The organism is Streptomyces sp. NPDC054887 (assembly GCF_053610585.1).
Genome location: NZ_JBSGYQ010000021.1, coordinates 1 through 20,065 on the forward strand (window position 1 = coordinate 1; position 20,065 = coordinate 20,065).

At 68.2% G+C, this 20,065-nt stretch carries 14 protein-coding genes and 2 pseudogenes; 7 read left to right on the forward strand and 9 right to left on the reverse strand.

What is annotated here, in order from left to right:
* Nucleotides 1–1,077, forward strand: a 1,077-nt coding sequence (locus ACWGH0_RS14395) for an ice-binding family protein (protein ID WP_453404479.1), incomplete at its 5' end; no start/stop codon positions are given.
* Between the two features lie 730 nt (nucleotides 1,078–1,807).
* Here the strand turns inward: ACWGH0_RS14395 and ACWGH0_RS14400 are convergent.
* The 4 genes and pseudogenes from ACWGH0_RS14400 to ACWGH0_RS14415 all read right to left on the reverse strand — a co-directional run bounded on the left by ACWGH0_RS14400 (nucleotide 1,808) and on the right by ACWGH0_RS14415 (nucleotide 6,663).
* Entirely contained in the window at nucleotides 1,808–2,035 is a 228-nt protein-coding gene (locus ACWGH0_RS14400; RefSeq protein WP_453404480.1) for a hypothetical protein, read from the reverse strand.
* 37 nt (nucleotides 2,036–2,072) lie between these two features.
* A pseudogene (locus ACWGH0_RS14405) lies at nucleotides 2,073–2,503 on the reverse strand (Asp23/Gls24 family envelope stress response protein).
* A gap of 1,073 nt (nucleotides 2,504–3,576) precedes the next feature.
* A complete protein-coding gene (locus ACWGH0_RS14410; protein ID WP_453404481.1) occupies nucleotides 3,577–3,738 on the reverse strand; it encodes a hypothetical protein in 162 nt (53 codons plus the stop codon).
* Nucleotides 3,739–5,433: 1,695 nt separating this feature from the next.
* Nucleotides 5,434–6,663: a flavin-containing monooxygenase gene (locus ACWGH0_RS14415; protein ID WP_453404541.1), complete on the reverse strand. Its 1,230-nt coding sequence runs from the start codon at nucleotides 6,661–6,663 to the stop codon at nucleotides 5,434–5,436.
* A gap of 328 nt (nucleotides 6,664–6,991) precedes the next feature.
* Here ACWGH0_RS14415 and ACWGH0_RS14420 point away from each other — a divergent pair, with 328 nt between their 5' ends.
* The 3 genes from ACWGH0_RS14420 to chrA all read left to right on the forward strand — a co-directional run bounded on the left by ACWGH0_RS14420 (nucleotide 6,992) and on the right by chrA (nucleotide 10,396).
* Nucleotides 6,992–7,588, forward strand: coding sequence for an ABC transporter ATP-binding protein (locus tag ACWGH0_RS14420; protein WP_453404542.1), 597 nt, complete (start codon nucleotides 6,992–6,994; stop codon nucleotides 7,586–7,588).
* Nucleotides 7,585–8,373 carry a hypothetical protein gene (locus ACWGH0_RS14425; protein WP_453404482.1) on the forward strand — a complete coding sequence of 263 codons (789 nt, stop codon included), beginning with the start codon at nucleotides 7,585–7,587 and terminating at the stop codon, nucleotides 8,371–8,373. The genes ACWGH0_RS14420 and ACWGH0_RS14425 overlap by 4 nt, the downstream gene beginning before the upstream one ends.
* Nucleotides 8,374–8,986: 613 nt before the next feature.
* Nucleotides 8,987–10,396 carry a chromate efflux transporter gene (gene chrA, locus ACWGH0_RS14430; protein ID WP_453404483.1) on the forward strand — a complete coding sequence of 470 codons (1,410 nt, stop codon included), beginning with the start codon at nucleotides 8,987–8,989 and terminating at the stop codon, nucleotides 10,394–10,396.
* 308 nt (nucleotides 10,397–10,704) lie between these two features.
* On the opposite strand, the gene ACWGH0_RS14435 is transcribed toward chrA, so the two are convergent.
* Entirely contained in the window at nucleotides 10,705–11,445 is a 741-nt protein-coding gene (locus ACWGH0_RS14435; RefSeq protein ID WP_453404484.1) for a DUF1775 domain-containing protein, read from the reverse strand.
* A gap of 1,277 nt (nucleotides 11,446–12,722) precedes the next feature.
* Between ACWGH0_RS14435 and ACWGH0_RS14440 the strand changes: the two are divergent.
* Nucleotides 12,723–12,908: pseudogene (locus ACWGH0_RS14440) on the forward strand (zinc ribbon domain-containing protein); the annotation flags it as partial.
* Nucleotides 12,909–13,211: 303 nt separating this feature from the next.
* On the opposite strand, the gene ACWGH0_RS14445 reads toward ACWGH0_RS14440, so the two are convergent.
* Nucleotides 13,212–14,126 carry a GlxA family transcriptional regulator gene (locus tag ACWGH0_RS14445; RefSeq protein WP_453404543.1) on the reverse strand — a complete coding sequence of 305 codons (915 nt, stop codon included), beginning with the start codon at nucleotides 14,124–14,126 and terminating at the stop codon, nucleotides 13,212–13,214.
* Between the two features lie 442 nt (nucleotides 14,127–14,568).
* On the opposite strand from ACWGH0_RS14445, the gene ACWGH0_RS14450 reads away from it, so the two are divergent.
* Nucleotides 14,569–15,177, forward strand: coding sequence for a zinc-binding dehydrogenase (locus tag ACWGH0_RS14450; RefSeq protein ID WP_453404485.1), 609 nt, complete (start codon nucleotides 14,569–14,571; stop codon nucleotides 15,175–15,177).
* Between the two features lie 607 nt (nucleotides 15,178–15,784).
* Here ACWGH0_RS14450 and ACWGH0_RS14455 read toward each other — a convergent pair.
* The 3 genes from ACWGH0_RS14455 to ACWGH0_RS14465 form a co-directional block, all read right to left on the reverse strand.
* The gene (locus tag ACWGH0_RS14455; RefSeq protein ID WP_453404486.1) at nucleotides 15,785–15,955 is read right to left on the reverse strand and encodes a hypothetical protein; all 171 of its coding nucleotides are present in this window, start codon (nucleotides 15,953–15,955) and stop codon (nucleotides 15,785–15,787) included.
* A 28-nt stretch (nucleotides 15,956–15,983) separates the two neighbouring features.
* On the reverse strand, nucleotides 15,984–16,340 hold the full coding sequence (locus tag ACWGH0_RS14460) for a PRC-barrel domain-containing protein (protein WP_453404544.1): 357 nt from the start codon (nucleotides 16,338–16,340) through the stop codon (nucleotides 15,984–15,986).
* Nucleotides 16,341–16,920: 580 nt separating this feature from the next.
* A complete protein-coding gene (locus tag ACWGH0_RS14465; protein ID WP_453404487.1) occupies nucleotides 16,921–18,159 on the reverse strand; it encodes a PP2C family protein-serine/threonine phosphatase in 1,239 nt (412 codons plus the stop codon).
* Between the two features lie 484 nt (nucleotides 18,160–18,643).
* Between ACWGH0_RS14465 and ACWGH0_RS14470 the strand changes: the two genes are divergently transcribed.
* Nucleotides 18,644–19,846 (forward strand): hypothetical protein, encoded by a 1,203-nt coding sequence (locus ACWGH0_RS14470; RefSeq protein ID WP_453404488.1) that lies wholly within the window; start codon nucleotides 18,644–18,646, stop codon nucleotides 19,844–19,846.
* The last annotated feature ends 219 nt before the right edge of the window (nucleotides 19,847–20,065 follow it).

Genomic DNA, 20,065 nt, shown 5'->3' on the forward strand with positions numbered 1-20,065 from the left:
GTCCAGGCGTACAACAATGCGGCTGGCCAGGCCACCGACTTCGCGCTTCCGGCGGGCATCGGCAATGGCAATACGCTGCTTCCGGGGGTCCACACCGCTGTATCCGGTGTCGGACTCAATGGTGACCTGATTCTGGACGCCGGGGGGAACCCGAACGCGGTCTGGGTGTTTCAGATTCCGGAAGCGCTGACGACGGCATCGTCCAGCCGGGTGCTGCTCACGAACGGCGCGTCGGCGTGCAACGTGTACTGGCAGATCGGGAGTTCGGCCACGCTCGGCACCAGCTCCACCTTTGTCGGCACGATCATGGCTTTGACGTCGATCAGTGTGACCACGGGGACGAACATCGAGGGCCGTGCGCTGGCCCGTAACGGTGCCGTGACGCTCGACACCAACCGGATCTTCCTCGGCGGGTGTGCGACCACCACCGGTGGAACGACGTCGGGAACGACCACCGGCACCACGACCGGTACGACCACCGGCACCACGACCGGTACCACCACCGGGACCACGACGGGCACGACCACTGGAGCCACGGCCGGTACCACCAGCGGTACCACGACCGGCCCGACCGCCGGTACGACTGCCGGTGCGACCACCGGTGGAAGTACCGGTGGCCTGATCAGCGGAGGAGTTCTGGGCGGGCCCGTCCTCGGCGGCCCCATCGTCAGCATCGTGGGCGGAAGCACCTCGGGAAGCATCTCCGGCAACACCGCCGGGAACACCCAGGGCAACACCTCCGGCATCACGCAGGGCAACACATCCGGGAACACCGCCGGGAATACCGCCGGGAACACCGCCGGCGGGAACACCCAGGGCAACATCGCCGGCAACACCACCGGCGGGCACGGCGGCAAGCCCGGCAAGCCCGGCCACCACGACAAGCCCGGCGGGCCCGGCCACCACCACGACAAGCCCGGCGGCCCCGGCCACCACGACGACAAGCCGGGCGGGCCGGAGCACGGTGACAAGCCGGGCCACGGACACGAGGAAGGGCACGGCAAGCCCGACCACGGCAACGAGGACGACGTCTACAGCTACGGCTACGGCAACAAGCCGGCGAGCCACAAGGGCTAGACAGCACGCTGCCGCAGACCCGCTCATCGACTGACGGTGCACGGCGGATTCCCCATCGAATCCGCCGTGCACCACCGGTGGCAGTGATTCTCAACGTGGCATGTCCAGACATGCGTTCACGACGGCGGACAGCAGTGCCGCCATGGCCGCGGTATTACGCCGCGTCGACCAGGAACGGTGCGCCAGCAGGCCTGATGTGTCAATCGCCCCTTGCTTACCGTCTGGTATCAGGGGGAAGGCGGCCAGTACCGGTGGGCTGCCGCGAGGTGTTCGCGCTCATCGCACCCTCTTTTGGCCCGCGTGGCGCGAATGCACTGAGTGCAGCGTCTCGACCGACACCACGAGGTCGGACACATCCATGTCGGCCCATGCCCTAAGCCGTTCGGTAACTTCTCGGCGCACTGCGGCGCACTGGGCTCTGATGTCGGACGGATAGCCGAGCTCGACAGTGATGTGCATTCGTATCTCGCCGATCACCGCCTGCCGTCGGGCGGCAGACCCGGCGTTTCGCGCAGGGCTATTGCCCCCCGCGTGGGCCGGTGCACGGACGCCGTCACGCGAGGCGTCCGGCGATCGGGCGACACGTGGCTGATGGGTCCGGCGTAATGGCCCAGCGCCTCACGCGTCACTCGGGAAGCGATTTTCGCGACGACCCGGTCGGCGACGATGATCGCCCCGCGCTCCGCACGCGGTATGGCCGGCCTGGCCGGCCTCCAACCGGCTTCGCTGGTCACCGCTGCCAGTCTCCTCGAGCCCGTCTCCGATCATCGCGAATCCGCTCCTGCCGGTCCCGGCGACGGACAAAGTTGCCCGGCTCGAGATCGCCTTCCATAAGCCGCCCGACCACGAGGCCGGCGGCTCCCAGCCCCAGCACCAACACAAAAGCCCAGAAGCCGCCGAAATGCGCGGCGAAACCCAGCGCCATCCCGGCCATCAAGCCCACCATGGCCCTGCTCATCACACGCTCCCTCACTCAGGCAGCGGCTCAATCCCGGCTACTCGATCCGCTGCCGCTCTTCCCCTTCGCCCTCCTCGTCGGGCAGCTTCACATCACTGACCATGATGTTGACTTCCACGACGTCCCGACCTGCCATCCGCTCCACCGCGGAGATCACGCTCTCCCGCACCGAACCGGCCACGTCCGTGATCGAAACGCCATAGTCGACGACGATCTCCAGATCGATGGCCGCCTGCAGTTCCCCTACCTCGACACTGACTCCGCGTGTCACGGACTTGACCCCGCCGGGGCCCGGTATCCGCTCGCGCATGGACCCCATCGAGCGCGCGAACCTACTGCCAGGGCATAGACGCCGCGTACGTCCCGCGCTGCGATTCCGGCGATCTTCTCCACCACCACATCGGCGACCGTCGTCCGACCGCGCGAGCCGGGCGCACCGCCCTGCCTGACGTCGGCGTTCTCAGCCATCAGGCGGTCCTTCCAACATGTAGTCGTTCGACACTCTCCAAACAGATTACAGTCAGATTAGGGCTTTTGTTCGGTTAATGGCCTAGGAGTGCGAATGCCGCGAGCGCCGCTATCCAAGAGCCCTTCCGGAGGCTCCGATCCGGAGTGCCGCTGGTGAAGGGCCACAGCGCCAAGACGTAGGGGTGAGAGGTCGTGAGTGAGGTGCGGACTCACGCAGCACAGCGCCAGCTCTACCTGGGCCGGAAACTCCCACTCGGCAGGCCCGACGACGGTACGTGGATCACCGAGTACGCCGCCGCCCACGCCCTCCGACGCCCGGCCGCGGAGATTCCCGGTCTCCGGCTGGAGACCCTGCGTATCGGACCAGCACCGCTCGAGCCCGTGTCACAGCCGTCCGTCCGTCCACCGGCCGGCGCGCTGCCGCCCGGCCCGCTCCGGATCGAGGCCACCCTCACCGCATCCATCGGGCAGCCACTGCCCCAAACCGCCGAACAGCTGAGGACCAGACTGCTCAACACAGCCGAAGAGCAGCTCGGCCTGCCTACCGTCGCAGTCGATCTGCGCGTCACGGACCTCCTCGAGGGCCCGGAGAACAATGCCGGAGCACGCACCTCGGACCAGGCCATGAGCCCACCGCCGGAATCGGCACCCACGCGAAGCTACCCCTCGGGGGCCGGAGTGACAACCTCGTGGGGACGTCACGAGGGGCTGGCCGACGCCGCAGCGGCCGTTGCGGGCGTGGCCCGACTCACCGCGGTGCTGGGAAGCCGACCAGTCACGATGGAACACAGCGATCATCCACCCGGCAGGCACATCCAGGTCCAACTCGGGGTGGCCCCCGGGCACCACCCCTTGGAGGTCGCCCGCGCCGTCCGTGCAGCGGTAAGCAAAGCAGCCACCCGTGACACCCCGGGCCCGGCCATTGTCACGATCCTCATCACAGAAACCGCGGCCGAGCCAGGTGCCGACGACACCTCGACGCCTCGGGCCTGATCTGGTCCGATCTCTCCGGCCGCCGCGCCCAGCCGTTCCCTGCCTGCGCCTGCGCCTGCACCCACTCGGCCTTGCCACTGCTACTGGTGGCGCCTCAGCAGCCTGCGGATCAGTAGGAAGGCCGCAACGGCAATAAGACCAATCCCTATGAGGATCACGATTGCACCGACAGCGAGCAGGACCGTCCCGAGCAGGATCAGAATCGTCCCGATGATGAGAAGAAACATGGCGAGGACGGTCATGGTCGCCTCCTGTTCCCCTCCCGCCTCTGCTCTTTCCCACCCCCTAGCGCAACATTACTGAATAAGTCCACCAGTCTGCCGATCCAGTGGTACCTGCCTGCCGAAGGGCAGCCCGTTCGCGACCAGGTCGCAGCACCGCTCCAGGACGTTCTCCTTTACCGTCTACAGCTTGGGCGCTTGCGCAGGGTCCATGGGGCTGCCGTCAGGACTCCGCCTGAAGGTGGCGTCTAAGTACGTGTTCCGTCATTGCCGGCCAGGGTGGGATGATCTTGCGCGGCCTGGGTGATCACCACATCGGCGTCGTCCTGGGGCTCCATTCACCGGGCTGAGCTCTCGGCGTTCGGCGTGCTCCCGAGGTGCGGTGTGCGGCCCTACGCAACGTGCGAATGGAACGCAGGGCCGCAGCCGCCAGTCCTGTCTGAAAGACGGCCTTCCGCCAGACCGTACGACGACCGGCAGTCCACCGCGCGCTGAGCCTGGCCGAACGGGTGTGTCGGCACCTCGTCTGCGAAAGGGACCTCCGGCGTCGCCCTGTAGGCAGCAGACCCGAACCGGCCTGTGCGCATGACAGGCGAGCGGTCCGAAGATCGACGTAATCGACGCCAGGCAGGCCCGTGATCGAGGCGGAGTCCTGCGACGCGCCGGGCCCGCGCGGGCACGCACCGCTGCGCCAGCCGCCGCCTTCCGCGCCTGGAAGGCGGCGTCGGCTCCCACGGCGGAGGCAACGGGGCCGCCCGCGCCAGCCGCCCGACCCAGCGACGTCGCGGTGGTCGAATCAGTGTTCCCTTTGTCGCGGTTGGCGGGTTACTGTCCCCTCACGCAAGATCCCGCCAGGGGGGAGCACCACATGCACACCGCCGAAACCCCAGGTCGGCCCGGCCGGCCGCTACCCAACTCAACGCCGACGGCCTAACACCCCGGCTGGCAGCGATCGTCAAGTCCATCCCCGCGGGCGCCATGGGAGGTGAACAGGCCATGGCGTGAAGAGGCCATGGCGCCGCCTACGGCACGCTTCACGTGATGGACCGCCGCTAACACCTACTCGCCGGTGCCGGGGCCCTCGTGCGGTGCGGCGGGCATCGGGACACTCGATGTCGCCGCTCTTGCGTGTCCGGCAGGTCGACGACGCGACGTCGGAGCCGTCCTCGCTCAGACGTTCACCGCAGCCGCCAACCATCGGACGGAGCCGCCATCTATTGCCCTGTGCCATCGAAAGTTGAGCGGTGCCGTCCAAGTTTGAGCGGCCTGGGTCACGCGCTCACGATGCGGCTTGCGGCGCCGAAGGTGAAAAGGTTGGCTCGGACGGTGTGACGCACTCCTACCGACTGTGCAACCAGCCGGCGTACCAGGCGCGAAGGTCGGTGCTCACTGGCACACAACCCGCCCATGCCACCACAGTCCGCCGCAACAGTCGGGGCGATGCCTGCCGTCCGAGGGCCAGCGGACCGAGTGCCGGGGTCGCGGTGAGACAGCCACCTACGTCACCGAGGAGCATCCGCCAGCTATCCCGTATCGGGACATCTGGCCTTCTCCGCGTCGGGGACGGCTACCACCCGTTACAGGGCACGGGCACGATCCACTGGCCGCCTCCATGGCGGTGACCGTCAAGGGCCAGGGAGTGTGTCGCCGTAGGGCGACGCCTGCCACTCGCCCTGTGTGGGCATGCCGTTGGAGGGCTGAGCTTTTCGCACCCCGTCAGTTCGGGGTGTGCCGTCTGTGACCCGTGTCGGCCGTGCGGTCGCCAACACGGGGGGAGGGAAAGGAGACCCGCGCCGTCTCCCGTCGTAACGCGTGGGCGATGGAGCGCGCTTCGATGCCCGCCTGACGAAGGACACCAGTGAGAGGGTTGGTGTATCCGGCGAAGTAGAGGAGTGGGGCTTCGGGATGGGTCTGTGCCCCTGCAGCGAGGGGTTGCCCGGCCTGGTCGAGGACGCCCAGGGGTCCGACCAGGTCGTGCAGGTTGGGCCGGTACCCGGTGGCGGCGATGACCGTGTCAGGTCGCAGCAGGGTGCCGTCGGCGAGTTGCACGTCGGGGCCGTCAAACGCCTGGACGGCCGCGACGGGTTCGACCCGACCGGACCGGACGGCGTCTACGAAGCCGTGGTCGAGCACCGGGTTGACCCCTTCGCGGGCGTTGCGGGTGTACAGGCCGGTGCGAGGCCGGGGCAGTCCCCGCGAGGTCAGGTTGGGTACCGCGAGACGTTGTGTGAGCAGGGAGGTGCGGTCGCGCCACGCGAGTGGGAGGGCCTCCGTCAGTCGGCCGATCGCATGCCATCGGGCGCTTGAGCGAGGCAGGATGTTGGGTGGGGTGCGGACTGCGATCCGTACCCGTGCGGCCCCGGCCCCGGCCAGGGCACCGGCGATTTCGGTACCGCTGTTACCGGCGCCGACCACCAGGACGTCCCGCCCGCGGTAGGGGGCCGGAGAGCGATAGTGAGCCGAGTGCAGCAGGGTGCCGGTGAAGGTCGAACGCCCCTTCCACGCTGGAGTGTTGGGGGTGTGGCACCGGCCGGTGGCCACCACGACCGCACCGGTGGACACCAGGCCGTTGGGGGTATGGACCAGCCATTGTGCTCCCGAACCTGGCTCGGCCCGTACGATGCGCCACACCGGGGTGCTCACCCGGACGTCGAGTTGGTGATGGGTGACGTAGCGTTCCAGGTATCGCAAATAGTCGTCCCGGCTCACCCACGGGCCCAACTGGCGCGGCACCGGCAGGCCGGGGAGTTTCGAGGTGCCGGGTGTGGTGTGCAGGCGCAGATGGTCATAGCGCTGCGCCCAGCTTGCTCCGACTCGGTCCGACCGTTCCAGGATCACGGCCGGTAGTCCGGAGCGGCGCAGTAGTGCGGCGACCGCCAGGCCGTGGGGACCGGCTCCGATCACGATCGTAGGCGCGTGGAAGTTTGGCTGTGGTGTCGGGGGCATCGGCTTGTTTAACGGCAGACTGCGGCTCACGTCACGCTCGACGGGAAGGTACGGGCCTGTGGAGTGGTGATGCAGACTGTTCGCCGGAACAGCGGGTGGCTGCCGTTACACCGGCGGTACGGGCTCGTTGAACTGGGCAGCAGTGCGCCGCCTTGCGCAGGGGGCCGCCGGATCGTCCGCCCGAGCCAGCTGAGCGGTCATGAGCCGGACGGACCAGGGGACATGAGCCTGTGCGGCCTCGTTATCTGCGGCGGGTTTTGGGCCGCCTCGCGTAACTTGTCGCATCTTTTGAGGGGCTTATGTGCAGGCAGTAACAGCGCGGCTGCGGATGAGCGGAGTCCGCAAGGCGTACGGCGGCAGGCAGGTACTGCAGGACATCGATCTTGCCGTATCGGCCGGGACGCTGGTGGGAGTCGTCGGCGAGAACGGGGCGGGCAAGAGCACTCTCTTGCAGATCGCTGTGGGACACCTCGCACCCGATCGCGGAACGGTGACACGCATCGGGGCGGTGGGGTACTGCCCACAACAGGCGGTATTGAACGAGGCGTTCACCGTCGGTCAGCATCTGCGGTTGTTCCAGATGGCTTACCGGCTCCCGACACTTGAGCGCGTCGGCGAGCTGTTGGAGCTGCTGGCGTTGACCGGCTGCCTGCGACAGCAGGTCGGCGAACTAAGTGGTGGCACGCGACAGAAGCTGAATTTGCTGATCGCTCTCATGCACGATCCGCAGTTGCTCGTTCTGGACGAGCCCTACCAGGGCTTCGACTGGGACACCCATCAGCGGTTCTGGACCCTCGCCGCCGATCTGCGTGATCAGGGCCGGTCGATCATCGTGGTCTCTCACCTGCTGCACGACCTGCACCACTTCGACGCGATCGCGCATCTGCGCCAGGGCCGTCTGCACTTCGAGGAGATCGACCGTTGAGGCTCTCCTGGACGGCATTCACTGAACTGCTGCGCTGCACTTTGCTGGGCCACCTGCGGAACCGGCTGGCCCTGGTTCTGGCGGTCGCGTTCATCCCCATCTGGATTGCTGTGGCACGCCTGTGCACTTCCGACCAAGTGGTGCGCATCTGGCTGGACGCCACCAGCGCCACCGTCTCCGCTCCTGCCAGCCGGTTGGGCCAGGTGGCCAGCGCACTGGGCGCCATCACCATGGTCGCCGGCTTCATCGCCTTCACCGAGACCTTCCAGTCCCGGCAGATGGACCGCCGTCTGCTGCTGGCCGGCTACCCCCGGCTGCCGATGCTGCTGGCGAAGCTTGCCGCCGTAGCGCTCACCGCCGCCCTGCTGGCCCTCTATACTACGGTCCTGCTGTCCATCTCCCTGCCCGTACGCCACACGGCCCTCCTGGCGCTGGCCCTTGCGGGCGCTGGCCTCGCCTACGGCGGCATCGGCCTGCTGCTCGGCTCTTTGGTCCGTGGCGAGCTGGAGGGCTTCTTCCTCATCATCATGCTCAGCCTGGTCGACACCGGACTGCAGAACCCCGTCTTCAACACACTCATGGATGTGGCAGGGGTATCCGCCCTTCCCCTGTACGGCGTGACCCAGCTGGCGCTGAGCTCAGCCCTCACCGCGCACATTTCCTGGTCCCACGGCCTGCTCTCCCTCGCCTGGTCAGCAGTGACAGGCGCCCTGGCGCTGCTCGTCCTCCACTCCCACCGCCCTTCCCGCTCCCCGTCCCGCGGGACGGGGGTCCGGGCAGGGTGATCGCTGTCGTGCCCCAATGGCCGCATTTCAGCGCGGTCTATTCGTCGGGGAGTGACTGCGGACCTCCCACCGCGTTGGACGTGTAGACCGCCTGGATCCGTCCGCGATGTCCTTCACCGTCTTGCCAGTTGTCTCTGCTGTCAGGTCCGCGCCGGCAACAGAGGCTCGGCTGCAAGAGTGATTACTGAAGGCCCGAAGTACAACTGACAGGTGATCCGGTCAGCGGCTCGCCCATGTTCCAGCAACGCTCGTATGGCACACGTCCAGGACGTCAGTCCGCATACCGCCGCGCTGAGCAGCCCCTCAAACTTGAGTCTGCGACATACGTTGATCCGCAGGGTGGAGGGCTCCCGCGGCTGATGGTAGGAGAGCAGAACTCACCGAGATTCGGCGGCGATGCTCACCTGGTGCCTGCTCAGCTTCCGTCCGCATCCGCAAGCTGCAACAAACTGTTCACGCCCATCCCCCGGATTTCTCTTCCAGTAACCCGAAGTCTGATGTGACCATGGCTTTCCAGCAGTGGGGCGGGGCGGCGTGCGCGGTCGCGTACGGCCGGGTCGCCCCCCGCTTCCTGCCGTCTTGCACGGCTTCGTCAGGACGGAAGAGAGTGCCGGTGACCGCCACCGACCAGCCCCCCAGCCCTCCGAACGAAGCCGGTCGCGCCGCCGCCGGCGGTGACGTCATCGCGCTTCGGCAGGCGGTCCGTGCCTGGTTCGCCATCTCGTGGCAGACCTTCGGCGGACCGGCCGGGCAGATCGCGGTGATGCAGCGGACACTCGTGGAGGACAAGCGCTGGATCGGCCAGCAGCGGTTCAACCACGCCCTGAGCTACTGCATGCTTCTGCCGGGCCCTGAGGCCCAGCAGTTGGCCATCTACACCGGATGGCTCCTCAACGGCACCCGTGGCGGCTTGATCGCCGGCACCCTGTTCGTCCTGCCCGGCGTCCTCGCACTGCTGGCGCTGTCCGCCCTCTACGTGGCTTTCGGCGCGACGGCGGCCGTCACCGGTGTGTTTGCCGGCCTGGCCCCTGCGGTGGTCGCCATCGTCGTCCAAGCTGTTTCCCGGGTAGCGAAGCGCTCTCTGACTCATCCGCTTCTGATCACCCTAGCGGCGGCCTCCTTCGCGGCGCTCGCCCTGTTCGCCGTGCCGTTCCCCGCCGTCATCGCCGCCGCTGCACTCGCCGGTTGGCTCATCGGCCGCTACAAACCGGACGCTCTTACGCCCGCGGCCGGGTCCGGGGCCACTGAGGGGGAGCCGCCGCTGATCCCGGACGACGCCCTGCATCACGAGCAGCCAAGCCGTCGACGCACTTGGCGGATCCTCGCCGTCGGCTTGTTGCTGTGGGCCGTCCCGGTGGCCGCCGTCGCGGCGCTGACCGGTGTGGGGAGCGTGTTCACCACCCAAGGCCTGTTCTTCTCGGGGACAGCCTTGGTCACCTTCGGCGGCGCCTACGCGGTCCTGGCCTACGTCGCGCAGCAGGCCGTGCAGACCTACGGTTGGCTCAGCGCCAAGGAGATGGTCAGCGGCCTGGCCCTGGCCGAGACCACTCCCGGCCCGTTGATCATGGTGGTGCAGTTCGTCGCGTTTCTCGGCGCCTACCGCGACCCCGGCAGCCTCGAACCATGGGCCGCAGCCCTGCTCGGCGCCCTGCTCACCATCTGGGTCACCTTCGTGCCGTGTTTCCTGTTCATCTTCCTCGGCGCCCCCTACATCGAGCGCCTGCGCGGCAACCGCCGAATCTCCGCCGCCCTGACCGGTATCACGGCCGCCGTCGTCGGCGTCATCGCCAACCTCGCCCTCTACTTTGCCGAGCACGCCCTGTTCACCACCGTGGACGCCAAGACCCTTGGCCCGGTACACCTCATGTTGCCCGACCTGGCCACACTGCGCCCTGCTGCTCTCACGATCACGGTGATCGCGGTGTTGCTGATCTTCAAGTTCCGCTGGAGCGTCCTGCGCACCCTCGGCGTGTGCGCCGTGCTGGGGCTGGGCGCAGCGCTTGTGGGCGTTCCCGGAATCTGAGCCGCTGTGGCCTACGCGTTGGCGGCGGACTGGTGGGGCGGTCGGGTGTCGCCGTCTCATGGGCCAGTGAGCGACGTGCAAGGCACCCGTCGAGCTCAGGCCGTGTCGTCTTCTCGGTGAACGTCCCGTACACCTCGACGATCTTTCGCCGGCCTTCTCATGGCCGACGGCCCAGACCTTGGTATGTGCTGGGCCTCGTGTAAGGCAATGTGGCGGCTCAGCCTGTATGGCGCCCGGCCTGCGCTGATGGCTGGAGCCGGTGCCCTGCGGACCCGTCTTCCACGGGTCCGCAGGGGGTGAGTCCTACGTCAGGAAGCGTCCTGTGTGTTGCGGCGCTTGTACCACCACAGTCCACTGGCGAGGACAATTACTGCGGCGCCGATTGCGATGGGCAGTGCGGGGCTCATGCCGTCGTCCTTGTTCTCGGCGGCGTCCTCGTTGTCTTCCTTGGCCGGAGCCTTGGAGGCCGTCGGGTCGGTGACGGCGGGGGTGGAGGGCGCGGCTGTCGTGGGCTCGGTGGTCGGGCTGGGGCTGACCGGTTTGGCTCCCGGCTCGGCCGCCTTCAGCGCGAGGACGGGGGCGGGGCTGCCGTGCCCGCCGTCGGTGGGCTTCTCCAGCTCGATCCAGCGGTCCAGACGGCCGTCGCTGTAGGTCTGCAGGGTCTTGAACGCCAGGGACTTGGCGTCCGGCAGCTGCCGCACGGTGACGGAGTAGGAGGCGTCCTGGCCGACAGGCACCGCCGGTCCCGAGACGGCGTATCCCCGCTCGGTGGCGGTCAGCTTCCAGCCCTTCGGGCCTTCCTTGTAGGTGACGTCGGCCGCCTCGATGCCCTTGGGCAGGATCACCTCCAGTTTGGTGATGCCGGCCTTGTCGGACTCCGATTCGGCGGTGAAGTCCAGGGTGACGTTCTCGGCGAGCGAGCGGGCGCTCGCCGACTCCACTTCCACATGCGCCGAGGCGGGGGCGGCGAAGACGATGGCGGCTGCCAGAACAGCGCCGGTGGCAACGGAGAGGCGGCGTGCGGTGTGCGCAGGGTTGGTGCGGGACATGGCGTTACTCCCAGAGGGTCTCGCATACGTGCGGGCGCGCCTGAGCGCGCCCCGAGGTCAAGGGGGGGGAGAGCGCACTGCGAGGGCGGACCTCGGCGTACCACCGCGTGTGCCAGCACCCCCGTGCCTTGAGAGGGTGGGTGTGATCGGGTGCCGGCCGGCCGCAGCGCGCGCGGCACCGCGACCAGCCGGTGTGGCGGAGCGACATGCACGAACCACTGGTGGAGTACGCCTTCGACCCCATCCGCGAGCGCCTGGCACGCGGCGTCGGCGCGCTGCATGCCCCAAGCCACCAGTAGCGCGGCCGCGACATGGGCGGCCGTCATCGCGGCGCCGCCGTGCTGTCCGGCGTGCCAGGGCTCGAAGGCGGCCGGTGCATCGCTGTCCGGGCCATGCTCCGCGTGCGGGTCGCGGCCGCGATGAGCGGCTCGTACGAGCCATAGGTGCAGCCCAGTCTGAGCGGCTCCGGTGGCCGACGCGACCATGGGCAGTGAGCGCGGCCGCCGTGAGAAAGGAAGCGCCAGGCAGAAGAGCAGCCCGGCAGCGACCAGGGTGGCCGGCCACTGCACCGGATGCCCCGAAACTAGATGATGGCCCGTAACGGCGAGCCCCGTGGTGGCCGCGGTGAACACCCCGGACCGGGCAGCGGCCACCAGCACGCCGTTCGCCGGCCCCAGGCCGACGCGACGCGCTGCGCGGGCACAACGGGTCCACGACATGGCGGCACCATCATGGGCCATCCACGCCCACCGCGGCCCATAGCTTCGCAATGCCTTGCTCCTCAGCCTGTGCACCGTCTGACGAGAACGGCTTGCGACACCCACCGTCATGACCAACAGCTATAACCCTGGATTCCTGCCGATCGTAGAACCCCATGACTTCAGCGTGGAGTTGAGGCAGGCCGTTGTCGACTGCTGGATCAAGGTCAGCAGCGGGGGAGGGGTCGCCGGGGTTCCGTTCCCGCCCGGTCGGGGCTGACGAGTCACCTCAGCGGCCGACCGCATCGTCGACGGTCTGAATCCGCAGCGAAGCCGTCTCCTGATCGCCATGGTCGACGGCATCCTCGCCGGATGGCTGAAGCACGCCGCGATCTCGACCCGCTCGTCGCGCACTGGGGCACGGTCTACCACTTTCAGAAGCACCCGGGGGCCCGTGGCCTCGGCCTCGGGGCGGCTCTCATGCTTCGCGCGGGGGATCGCGCGTGACGAGATAGGCCTGGAGCAGCTCCATCTCGCCGCGCGCGGGGGCGTCGGACTTGAGGGCTTCTACCGGGGCGGATCGCCGTGGACCCCCGCAACACCTCACGGCGGTGCCCCGAATGCGGGCACACCGCCACGGAGAACCGGCCCACACAGGAGAAGTTCCACTGCCAGTCCTGCGGCCACCAGGCGCACGCGGACACGGTAGGCGCCCTGAACGTACTACGGACCGGGCTGGTCCGTCGCAACGCCAACCAGGCATAGCGAGAAGCCCCCTCCTTTAGGAGAGGGAGGAGTCACCTGCGCATGGACGACGGGAGCCTCGTGGTCCTGGACTGGGGCGGCGGCAACGACGCTCCCGCCGCTGGGAACTGGGACGGCGGCAACGGAGCGTCTGCGGCGAACATCGGCATCTGGCGCCCCTCCCAGGCCCGCTTCCACCTGCGCAACGACGACGGCTCCGCCACTACCTCGACTGGGGACAGCCCAGGTAAGACGGAACCACCGACAGCTCGCCGGCGCGCCCATCAAGGCGCGCCGGCGACGGCCATTTCTGCTGAGCTGCCATCAGGAAGAGGCTGTGCGGGCGAAGGAGCGACGGTAGGAGCGGGGCGGGACGCCGCGGCGGCGGACGAACTGTTCACGCAGGACCGCCGCGCTGCCGTAGCCGACCCTGTGGGCGACCTCCTCGACCGGCAGGTCGGTCGTCTCCAGGAGTTCCTCAGCGCTGCTCAGCCGGAGGTCCCGAAGCCAGGAGTGCGGGGTGGTGCCGGTGGTGGCACTGAACCGGCGGGCGAAGGAGCGCTTGCTCATCGCGGCTCGCCTTGCCAACTCCGCGACCGGAAGTGGCTCGTGAAGGTTCTGTCGGGCCCAGGCGAGCACCTCGGCGAGACGCTCGTCCTCACCGTCCTCGGGGACCGGCACGGCCAGGTATTGGGCCTGGCCTCCATCGCGGTGCGAGGGCAGCACCATGTCCCGCGCGATGTGGTTGGCCAAAGCGGCGCCGTGTTCGCGCCTGATCAGGTGCAGGCACAGGTCGGCCCCCGCCGCGGCACCCGCGCCGGTGACGATCGGCCCCTCGTCGAGGTACAGGGCATCGGGCTCGACAGTGACCGTCGGATAGCTGCGCGCCAGCAGCCCGGCGAACCGCCAGTGCGTGGTGGCACGGCGGCCGTCAAGCAGGCCCGCGGCGGCCAGCGCGAACGTACCGACGCAGTGCGCGGCGACCAGCGCCCCTCGCCCGTGTGCACGGGACAGGGCGTCGAGCACGTCGGGCCCCGGTGGCGTGCGGAAGCCGGCGCCCGGCAGGGCGATCACGAGGTCGGCAGCGTCCAACCGCCCCGGTCCGTGCGCGATCGTCAGCGGTACACCAATGTCGGAGGTGAGGGCCCCCGGCCGATCGCTACACAGGTCAAAGTCGAAACCGGGCGCTCCCTCACCGTGGGGGCCGAACACCTCCGCGACGATGCCGACGGCAAGCATGCCGACTCCGGGTGGGGCGTACGCGACGACGCTCGTGAAAGGGGGCACACCCGGAGTATGGCAGGTTCCCTGCGATCAGCGGTATCAATGCCATTCGTAGGCGACGGGCCTCGCCCTCCTCGGGAGACCGACGGCGACCACCTGTACGAGGTAGTTGGTTCGCGACTGCGACTGAACGATCAGTTGGAGCCATCACACCTGGGCAGTTGCGGTCCCTTGTCGTCATTGGGCCTCATCACCGCGAAGCAGGAACACGATGCCGACGCCGGAGGCAAAGGACAGTGCCCAGCCCGGTCTACGAACGACGCTATGAAGACCACGGTCATGGTGGAGTGGGGGAGCGCCTGGTTGCTCCGCCTGGCACCTGCTGCGCAGCGAGGTTGACCATGACGCGGTCTCCTTGAAGGAGCGGGTGTCCGTCCAGGTAGTCGCAATGTACGAGATGGCGCTGATCGCCAGGGGTACTTTCAGCATCGGCCTGATCGGCATCCAGATCGCCAGGGCGATGGGTGCCAGGCAGGTCATCGTCACCACTCGCAACGCCGCCAAGCGCAACCTGCTCACAGGGGTCGGTGTCGACATCGTTGTGATCACTGGCGAGCAGGACCTCGTCCGGGCGGTAATGGATGCCACCGGCGGTGACGGTGTCGATGTCGTCCTTGACCATGTAGGCGGTGAGACCTTCGCCGTCTGCCTTGGTGCTGCCCGCACCGACGGGACGGTGATCAACGTCGGCCGCCTCGACAAGCCCCGAGCCACCATCGACCTCCACGCCCTGTCCTACCGCCACCTGTACGTTGCCGGAGTCGCCTTCGGCTTCACCCGGCCTGCGGAACTCGGCACGGTCATCTCAGCGGCCGGTGGGGATCTGTCGGCTGTCGCCGTCGGCCGGGTACGGCCACTGATCGACGCGCTTGACGTCTTCGACTTCGAACTGACCGACGACCACATGGCGGCCATCGCCGCCCTGGACACCAGAGCGTCCCTGTTCCTCGACCACCGTGGCCCGGCCGTCGTCAGCCAGCTCGGCAAGTACACCCTGACCACCTGATCACGCGCTGCGGTTCATTGCACCAACAGCTGAGCCTCCGTCTCAGCACCGTGGCAACGGCCACGAAAGCACTGGGACGCCTTCCTTCCATCCTGGTTGCGCCACGTCATGAACCACCGTGAGGGTCTGAGGATGCGCCTCACCCTCTGACCGGCAACGGCCTGCTACTCCACGCCGGACAAAAGCCGAAGGTCTGGGAGACGTCGTCGACACCGTTCCAGGCATTCCCAGTAGCAGGGCTGCCGGCTGGTGCTCCTCACCGGTCACGCCGACTCTTCTTCCGCACCACGCGGTGACGCTGCCAGCGGCGCTCCGTCCGGCAGACAGACGTACGCCGATGCCCCGCTCTCACCGTCAGGCCCAGTTCAGGACCTGTGCGCAGGGACAGCTCAGCGGTTCTCGCTCTGCGACTCCCCGCCCATCAGCACGTCGGCGCGCACTGGAGATCCGAGTCGACGTTCGGCTGTTCACCGGGGGTTCCACCCTGTCCGAGGAGCGTCAGTCAGACTGGCAGAAGCGCACGCCAACCCATGAGTCCTTTGGTCTCCCTGGCCGCCCAAGGACGAAACAGCCCGGCCTGTCGCCGGACGAGGCGGCAGCCGGCCAGTCAGCGCAGCGGCCGGCGTCGGCCGGAGCGCCGCATGTTCAGACCCAGGTAGAGCAGAGCCGCGACGAACACCGCGCTGCCGATGATCAACAAGTAGAACAAGCCTTCGGCGACGACACCGATGAAGCCCAGCACGATCGCCGCGATGATGAGGATCAAGAACAACGTCATGATGTCGGACCTCCTTGACGGGTGCCGGTCAGCGGCGGGCGAGCTGACGCTCACCGTTCGCGCCGGGCTTGTACGACAGTCCGTAGTGTGCAAAGACCGCCGCCTCGTCCTCGGCCGGCAGGACATCATCCGTGCCGATCGACGGGCACTTCTTCACCAGCGACCTGTCATAGCGGACCTTGACGTATCCCGGTCCGACCAGCGCGCCCGCCAACGGGACGAAGACCAGGTGACGCCTGGTGGGCAGGCCGACCTGGACAGTGGCCATGGCCGGCTCGTCCGTGCTGGTGTCCACGTAGACCGCTTCCAGCGGACCGATCTTGTGACCGCCCACATCCACGACATCCTGGGTGCGCCACTCACGGATATCCGCGATCTGAATCATTAGCCGCATTCCCTCTCGCGTGATGTGCCCGAAGCCGGTGCACTTCACAGCCTGCCCCGCAAAGGCTGCCGGCACCAGCTTGGACACTCGCAATTCCCTGCACCACCAAGGGGCGCTCGGCCGCGGGCCATCCGTACGGACTGTCTTGGAACCCCGGGCTGACGCCGGGGGCAGGCGTGCAATCGCCTGCTGATGGCGGGGGCTCCCCGCGGGCCGACGGCAGTTCCAGGAGGTACGACTCGTGCGTACGCTGGTGATGTCGTCGGTCATCCCCGCCCGAACCGTGTACGGGGCAGCTCCACGCTTTCTGGGGCAGTGAGGCTCATTTAGCGACTTCGGCAGGCGCCGGCAGGATCTCCCGTCATGGCGCGAGGCCGTCGGCGTCCGGTCCTCAGAGGTTCGCGCACGGGCGGTGACCAGGCGTGCACGGTTCCATTATGGCGGCGGAGAGGTGCTGCTGGGCACGATGTGCGTCCGCGAGGGAACGTAGACGGGCTCGTGCCCAGGAGCCGACGGCGGTGGCATCCTCTGCCCGGCGGGCGGCCGGTTCCGAAGGCGGCTGCCGGAGCAGTGCTCGAAGTCAGTGTCCAGCAGTGGTCCGCGCCGTCCGCGAGGCTGCGGAGGCGTCGGCGAGATCGGCGCCGGTGTCGGCGTCCCGCCGGGAGTGGCCGATACCGTGCCAGTCCAGGCACATGACGGTCGCGTCGTCCTGCAGGTGGCCGTGGTTGGCATCGACGATGGACGCGATGAGGGTGCGCGCTGCCTCGCGGGGATGCAGTTCGCGGGTGCGGACGATCAGGTCCGACAGGTCGAGGCTGTTGGCGTTGCGCTCAAGCATGCCGTCGGTGAGCATGATCAGCCTGTCACCCGGCTGCAGGTCGAGTGACTGGACCCGGTAGGTGTGGGGGATCTGGAAGCCGAACGGTACATCGACTTCTGGAACGAGCTCCTGCACCTGTCCGTCCCGCATGCGCAGCGGCCACGGGTGGCCGGCGTTGATGAATTCGGTCTTGCCGTCGAGCAGGCTGATGCGCAGGAGCTGGCCGGTGGCGTAGCCCTGACGGCCGTGATCGCGCATCGCTTGGTCGGCCTGGCGGGCCTGTTCGGCGAGGTCTGCGCCGGCTCGGCGTGCCCGGCGCAAGGCGCCCACCAGGAGGGTGGCCAGTAGTGCGGCGTTGACGTCGTGGCCCACGGCGTCGGTGACGGAGAGCTGGACGGTGTCCCGGTCGATCACGTAGTCGAAGGTGTCACCGCCGACGTGGTCGGCGGGCTCGAGCGCCCCGGCGACCGCGAACTGGGCGGCCTCGCATGCCAGGGAGGCCGGGAGCAGCCGGTGCTGGATCTCTGCCGCCAGGCTGAGCGGGGTGGTGCGGCGGCCCCACTGGTACACGTCGGTGAAGGACCGGTTCGCGATGACGATGTACGCCAGGGCGTGCGCGGTCTCCCCGATCTCTCGCATCACCTCCGCATTCGGCACTGCGGTCAGAAAGAGTTCGAGAAGCCCGATGGCGTCCCCCCGATTGGTCACGGGGGCGACAATCCGCACCAGCGCGCCTTCACCGATGTCCTGCACCTTCGGTCGCTGGGTGCGGATCACGTCGTCGTACAGGGTGCCTCGTAGCGTGATGCGCCGGGCGGGCCCGTCGGTGTCGACGCTGCCGGCCGCACCCAGCCGTACTACCGAACTGCCGGTGAAGTCGGTGATCAAGAACGATACGGACGCGGCCCCGAGGTTCTCCTTGAGCATGTGCGCGACCACGTCGAGCGACTCCACGGGCGCCGCGGTCTCCGCGGCAGACAGTGTCCTTGCCAAAGTCATCGCCCTGGTTCGGCCGCTCCCTTTCTCCGGAGCGCAAGTAGTCGGCTCACCATTTCCGTCAGGCTCGCATACGGTCATGATGACTCCTTGGTCGCTGCTGCTCGGGGCTCCGCGACTCCGTCCCAGGTGTATCAGGGGCTGGTGCCGGGCCGAAAGTCATTGCACCACAGGGCTGGTGTACGGACGCACCTATTGACCAACAGCTCCCGAACGGCCCGGCAGGCGTCGCGAGGTCGTAAACCGCGACTGCGTCCGGCCGCCGCCGTACAGCATCGCGTCGTGGCGGGGCGTTGCCACGACGTGGCCGCAGCTCGTTCCAGAGGCAGCACTCGCACGGCGAATTCTCGAGGGGATCATGTGTGAGTCACCCTGGCCGGAGCTCGGCGAGCCCGCCTTCCGCCAGAATGGCGCATCCCCCAGCCCCGGATCTGCATGTCTGCTACGAATTGGCCCGGAGCAGAACGGATACGAAGAGACGAGGAACATGTCGGAGTACCAGCACTACCAGTTCCTGGTTGAGGCGCCGCTGACCGACAGCCAGCTCGCCGAGATCCGCGCGCTGACGACGCGCGCCCGCCTCACCCGGCACAGTTTCCTCAACACCTACAGCTGGGGTGACTTCCGGGGCGACCCGCAGGCACTGATGGAAACGCACTACGACGCCCACCTCTACTTCGCGAACTGGGGCACCCGGCAGGTGATCCTGCGTTGGCCCACCACCGTCTTGCCACTCGGGGCCACCGGGCCCTACTGCGTCGGCGACTCGGCGACCGTCCGCGAGAGCGGGGGCCACGTGCTGATCACCCTGCAGTCCGATTCCGAGGACGCGGTGGAGGACTTCATCGACCTCTTCGACCCTGAGGACGACGAGGACAGGGACCAGCAGTGGCTGCCGTCCATCGCCCGCTCCCGTCAGCAGGTCGCCGAGGGCGACACGCGCCTCCTCTACCTCGCCTGGCTCCTGTGCCTGCAAAACGGCGAGCTCGACGGTGACGGCCTCGAGCCCCCGGTGCCGCCGGGCCTGGCCGACCTGCCCGAGGCTCTCGCCGACCTGGCCACGTTCCTGCGCATCGACATGGACCTCATCGCTGCCGCAGCGAAACGCTCACCGCAGCCCGAACCACGTCCCTCACTTGCCGCCTACCGTGCTTGGATCGCCACCCTCGACGCGGGCGAGAAGGACACCGTCCTCGCCCACCTGCTCCACGACGGCGATACCCACATGCTGTCGGAGCTACGCCGCCGCTTCCTTGATGCCCAGCCGGCTCCCGACCGTGCCACGGCACCCCGAACAACTTCTGAAATCCTCGCCGCAGCCACTGCCCTGACGGCGTCGCGCGTCGCTGAGGAGGAACGCCAGGAGGCGCAGGCGCGAGAACGTGCGGCTCGTGAGGAACGCCAGGCGCGGGACCGGCGACTGGCCGACCTGCGGCACGATCCCGAGGCCGCCTGGCAGCGGGCATCAGAACTGCTCGCCGCGCGAGGGACCCGCCACTACGCGGAAGTCGTCCGCATCATGGGCGACCTGGCCGCCCTGGCCGACCAGGAAGCCACGACGAGCACTTTCACTGAACGCTACGCTCGGTTCATCGCCATGCACCGGACGAAGAAGGCGCTGCTACGCGATCTCAGGGCCCGGGGGCCGGTCTGCGCGGATCTGACCGCCCTCGCTCCGCCGACGCGCTGAGCGTACTTGGCGGTCGGTCCGCTTCTGCGGCGAGCGCGAGGAGCCAGTGATGTGGTTGTGAGTCATTGGACACCTCATGAGGCGCGTGCGTGCCAGATCGTTGACTTGCCTTACGGGCGTCAGTGCCTGACTGAGAACCCTCGACGTGGTGCAGACCGGCGCTTGGTTCCGGACGGACGCCCGCTCGCTGCCCGCCGTCGTGGAGGCGGTCTTCCACGT

Bases quoted from the DNA above. Each gene is read 5' to 3' on its own strand.
- ACWGH0_RS14400 (WP_453404480.1), bottom strand. From the start codon at position 2,035: ATGAGCAGGGCCATGGTGGGCTTGATGGCCGGGATGGCGCTGGGTTTC.
- ACWGH0_RS14410 (WP_453404481.1), bottom strand. From the start codon at position 3,738: ATGACCGTCCTCGCCATGTTTCTTCTCATCATCGGGACGATTCTGATC.
- ACWGH0_RS14415 (WP_453404541.1), bottom strand. From the start codon at position 6,663: ATGCCCCCGACACCACAGCCAAACTTCCACGCGCCTACGATCGTGATC.
- ACWGH0_RS14420 (WP_453404542.1), top strand. From the start codon at position 6,992: ATGAGCGGAGTCCGCAAGGCGTACGGCGGCAGGCAGGTACTGCAGGAC.
- ACWGH0_RS14435 (WP_453404484.1), bottom strand. From the start codon at position 11,445: ATGTCCCGCACCAACCCTGCGCACACCGCACGCCGCCTCTCCGTTGCC.
- ACWGH0_RS14445 (WP_453404543.1), bottom strand. From the start codon at position 14,126: ATGCTTGCCGTCGGCATCGTCGCGGAGGTGTTCGGCCCCCACGGTGAG.
- ACWGH0_RS14450 (WP_453404485.1), top strand. From the start codon at position 14,569: ATGGCGCTGATCGCCAGGGGTACTTTCAGCATCGGCCTGATCGGCATC.
- ACWGH0_RS14455 (WP_453404486.1), bottom strand. From the start codon at position 15,955: ATGACGTTGTTCTTGATCCTCATCATCGCGGCGATCGTGCTGGGCTTC.
- ACWGH0_RS14460 (WP_453404544.1), bottom strand. From the start codon at position 16,340: ATGATTCAGATCGCGGATATCCGTGAGTGGCGCACCCAGGATGTCGTG.
- ACWGH0_RS14465 (WP_453404487.1), bottom strand. From the start codon at position 18,159: ATGACTTTGGCAAGGACACTGTCTGCCGCGGAGACCGCGGCGCCCGTG.
- ACWGH0_RS14470 (WP_453404488.1), top strand. From the start codon at position 18,644: ATGTCGGAGTACCAGCACTACCAGTTCCTGGTTGAGGCGCCGCTGACC.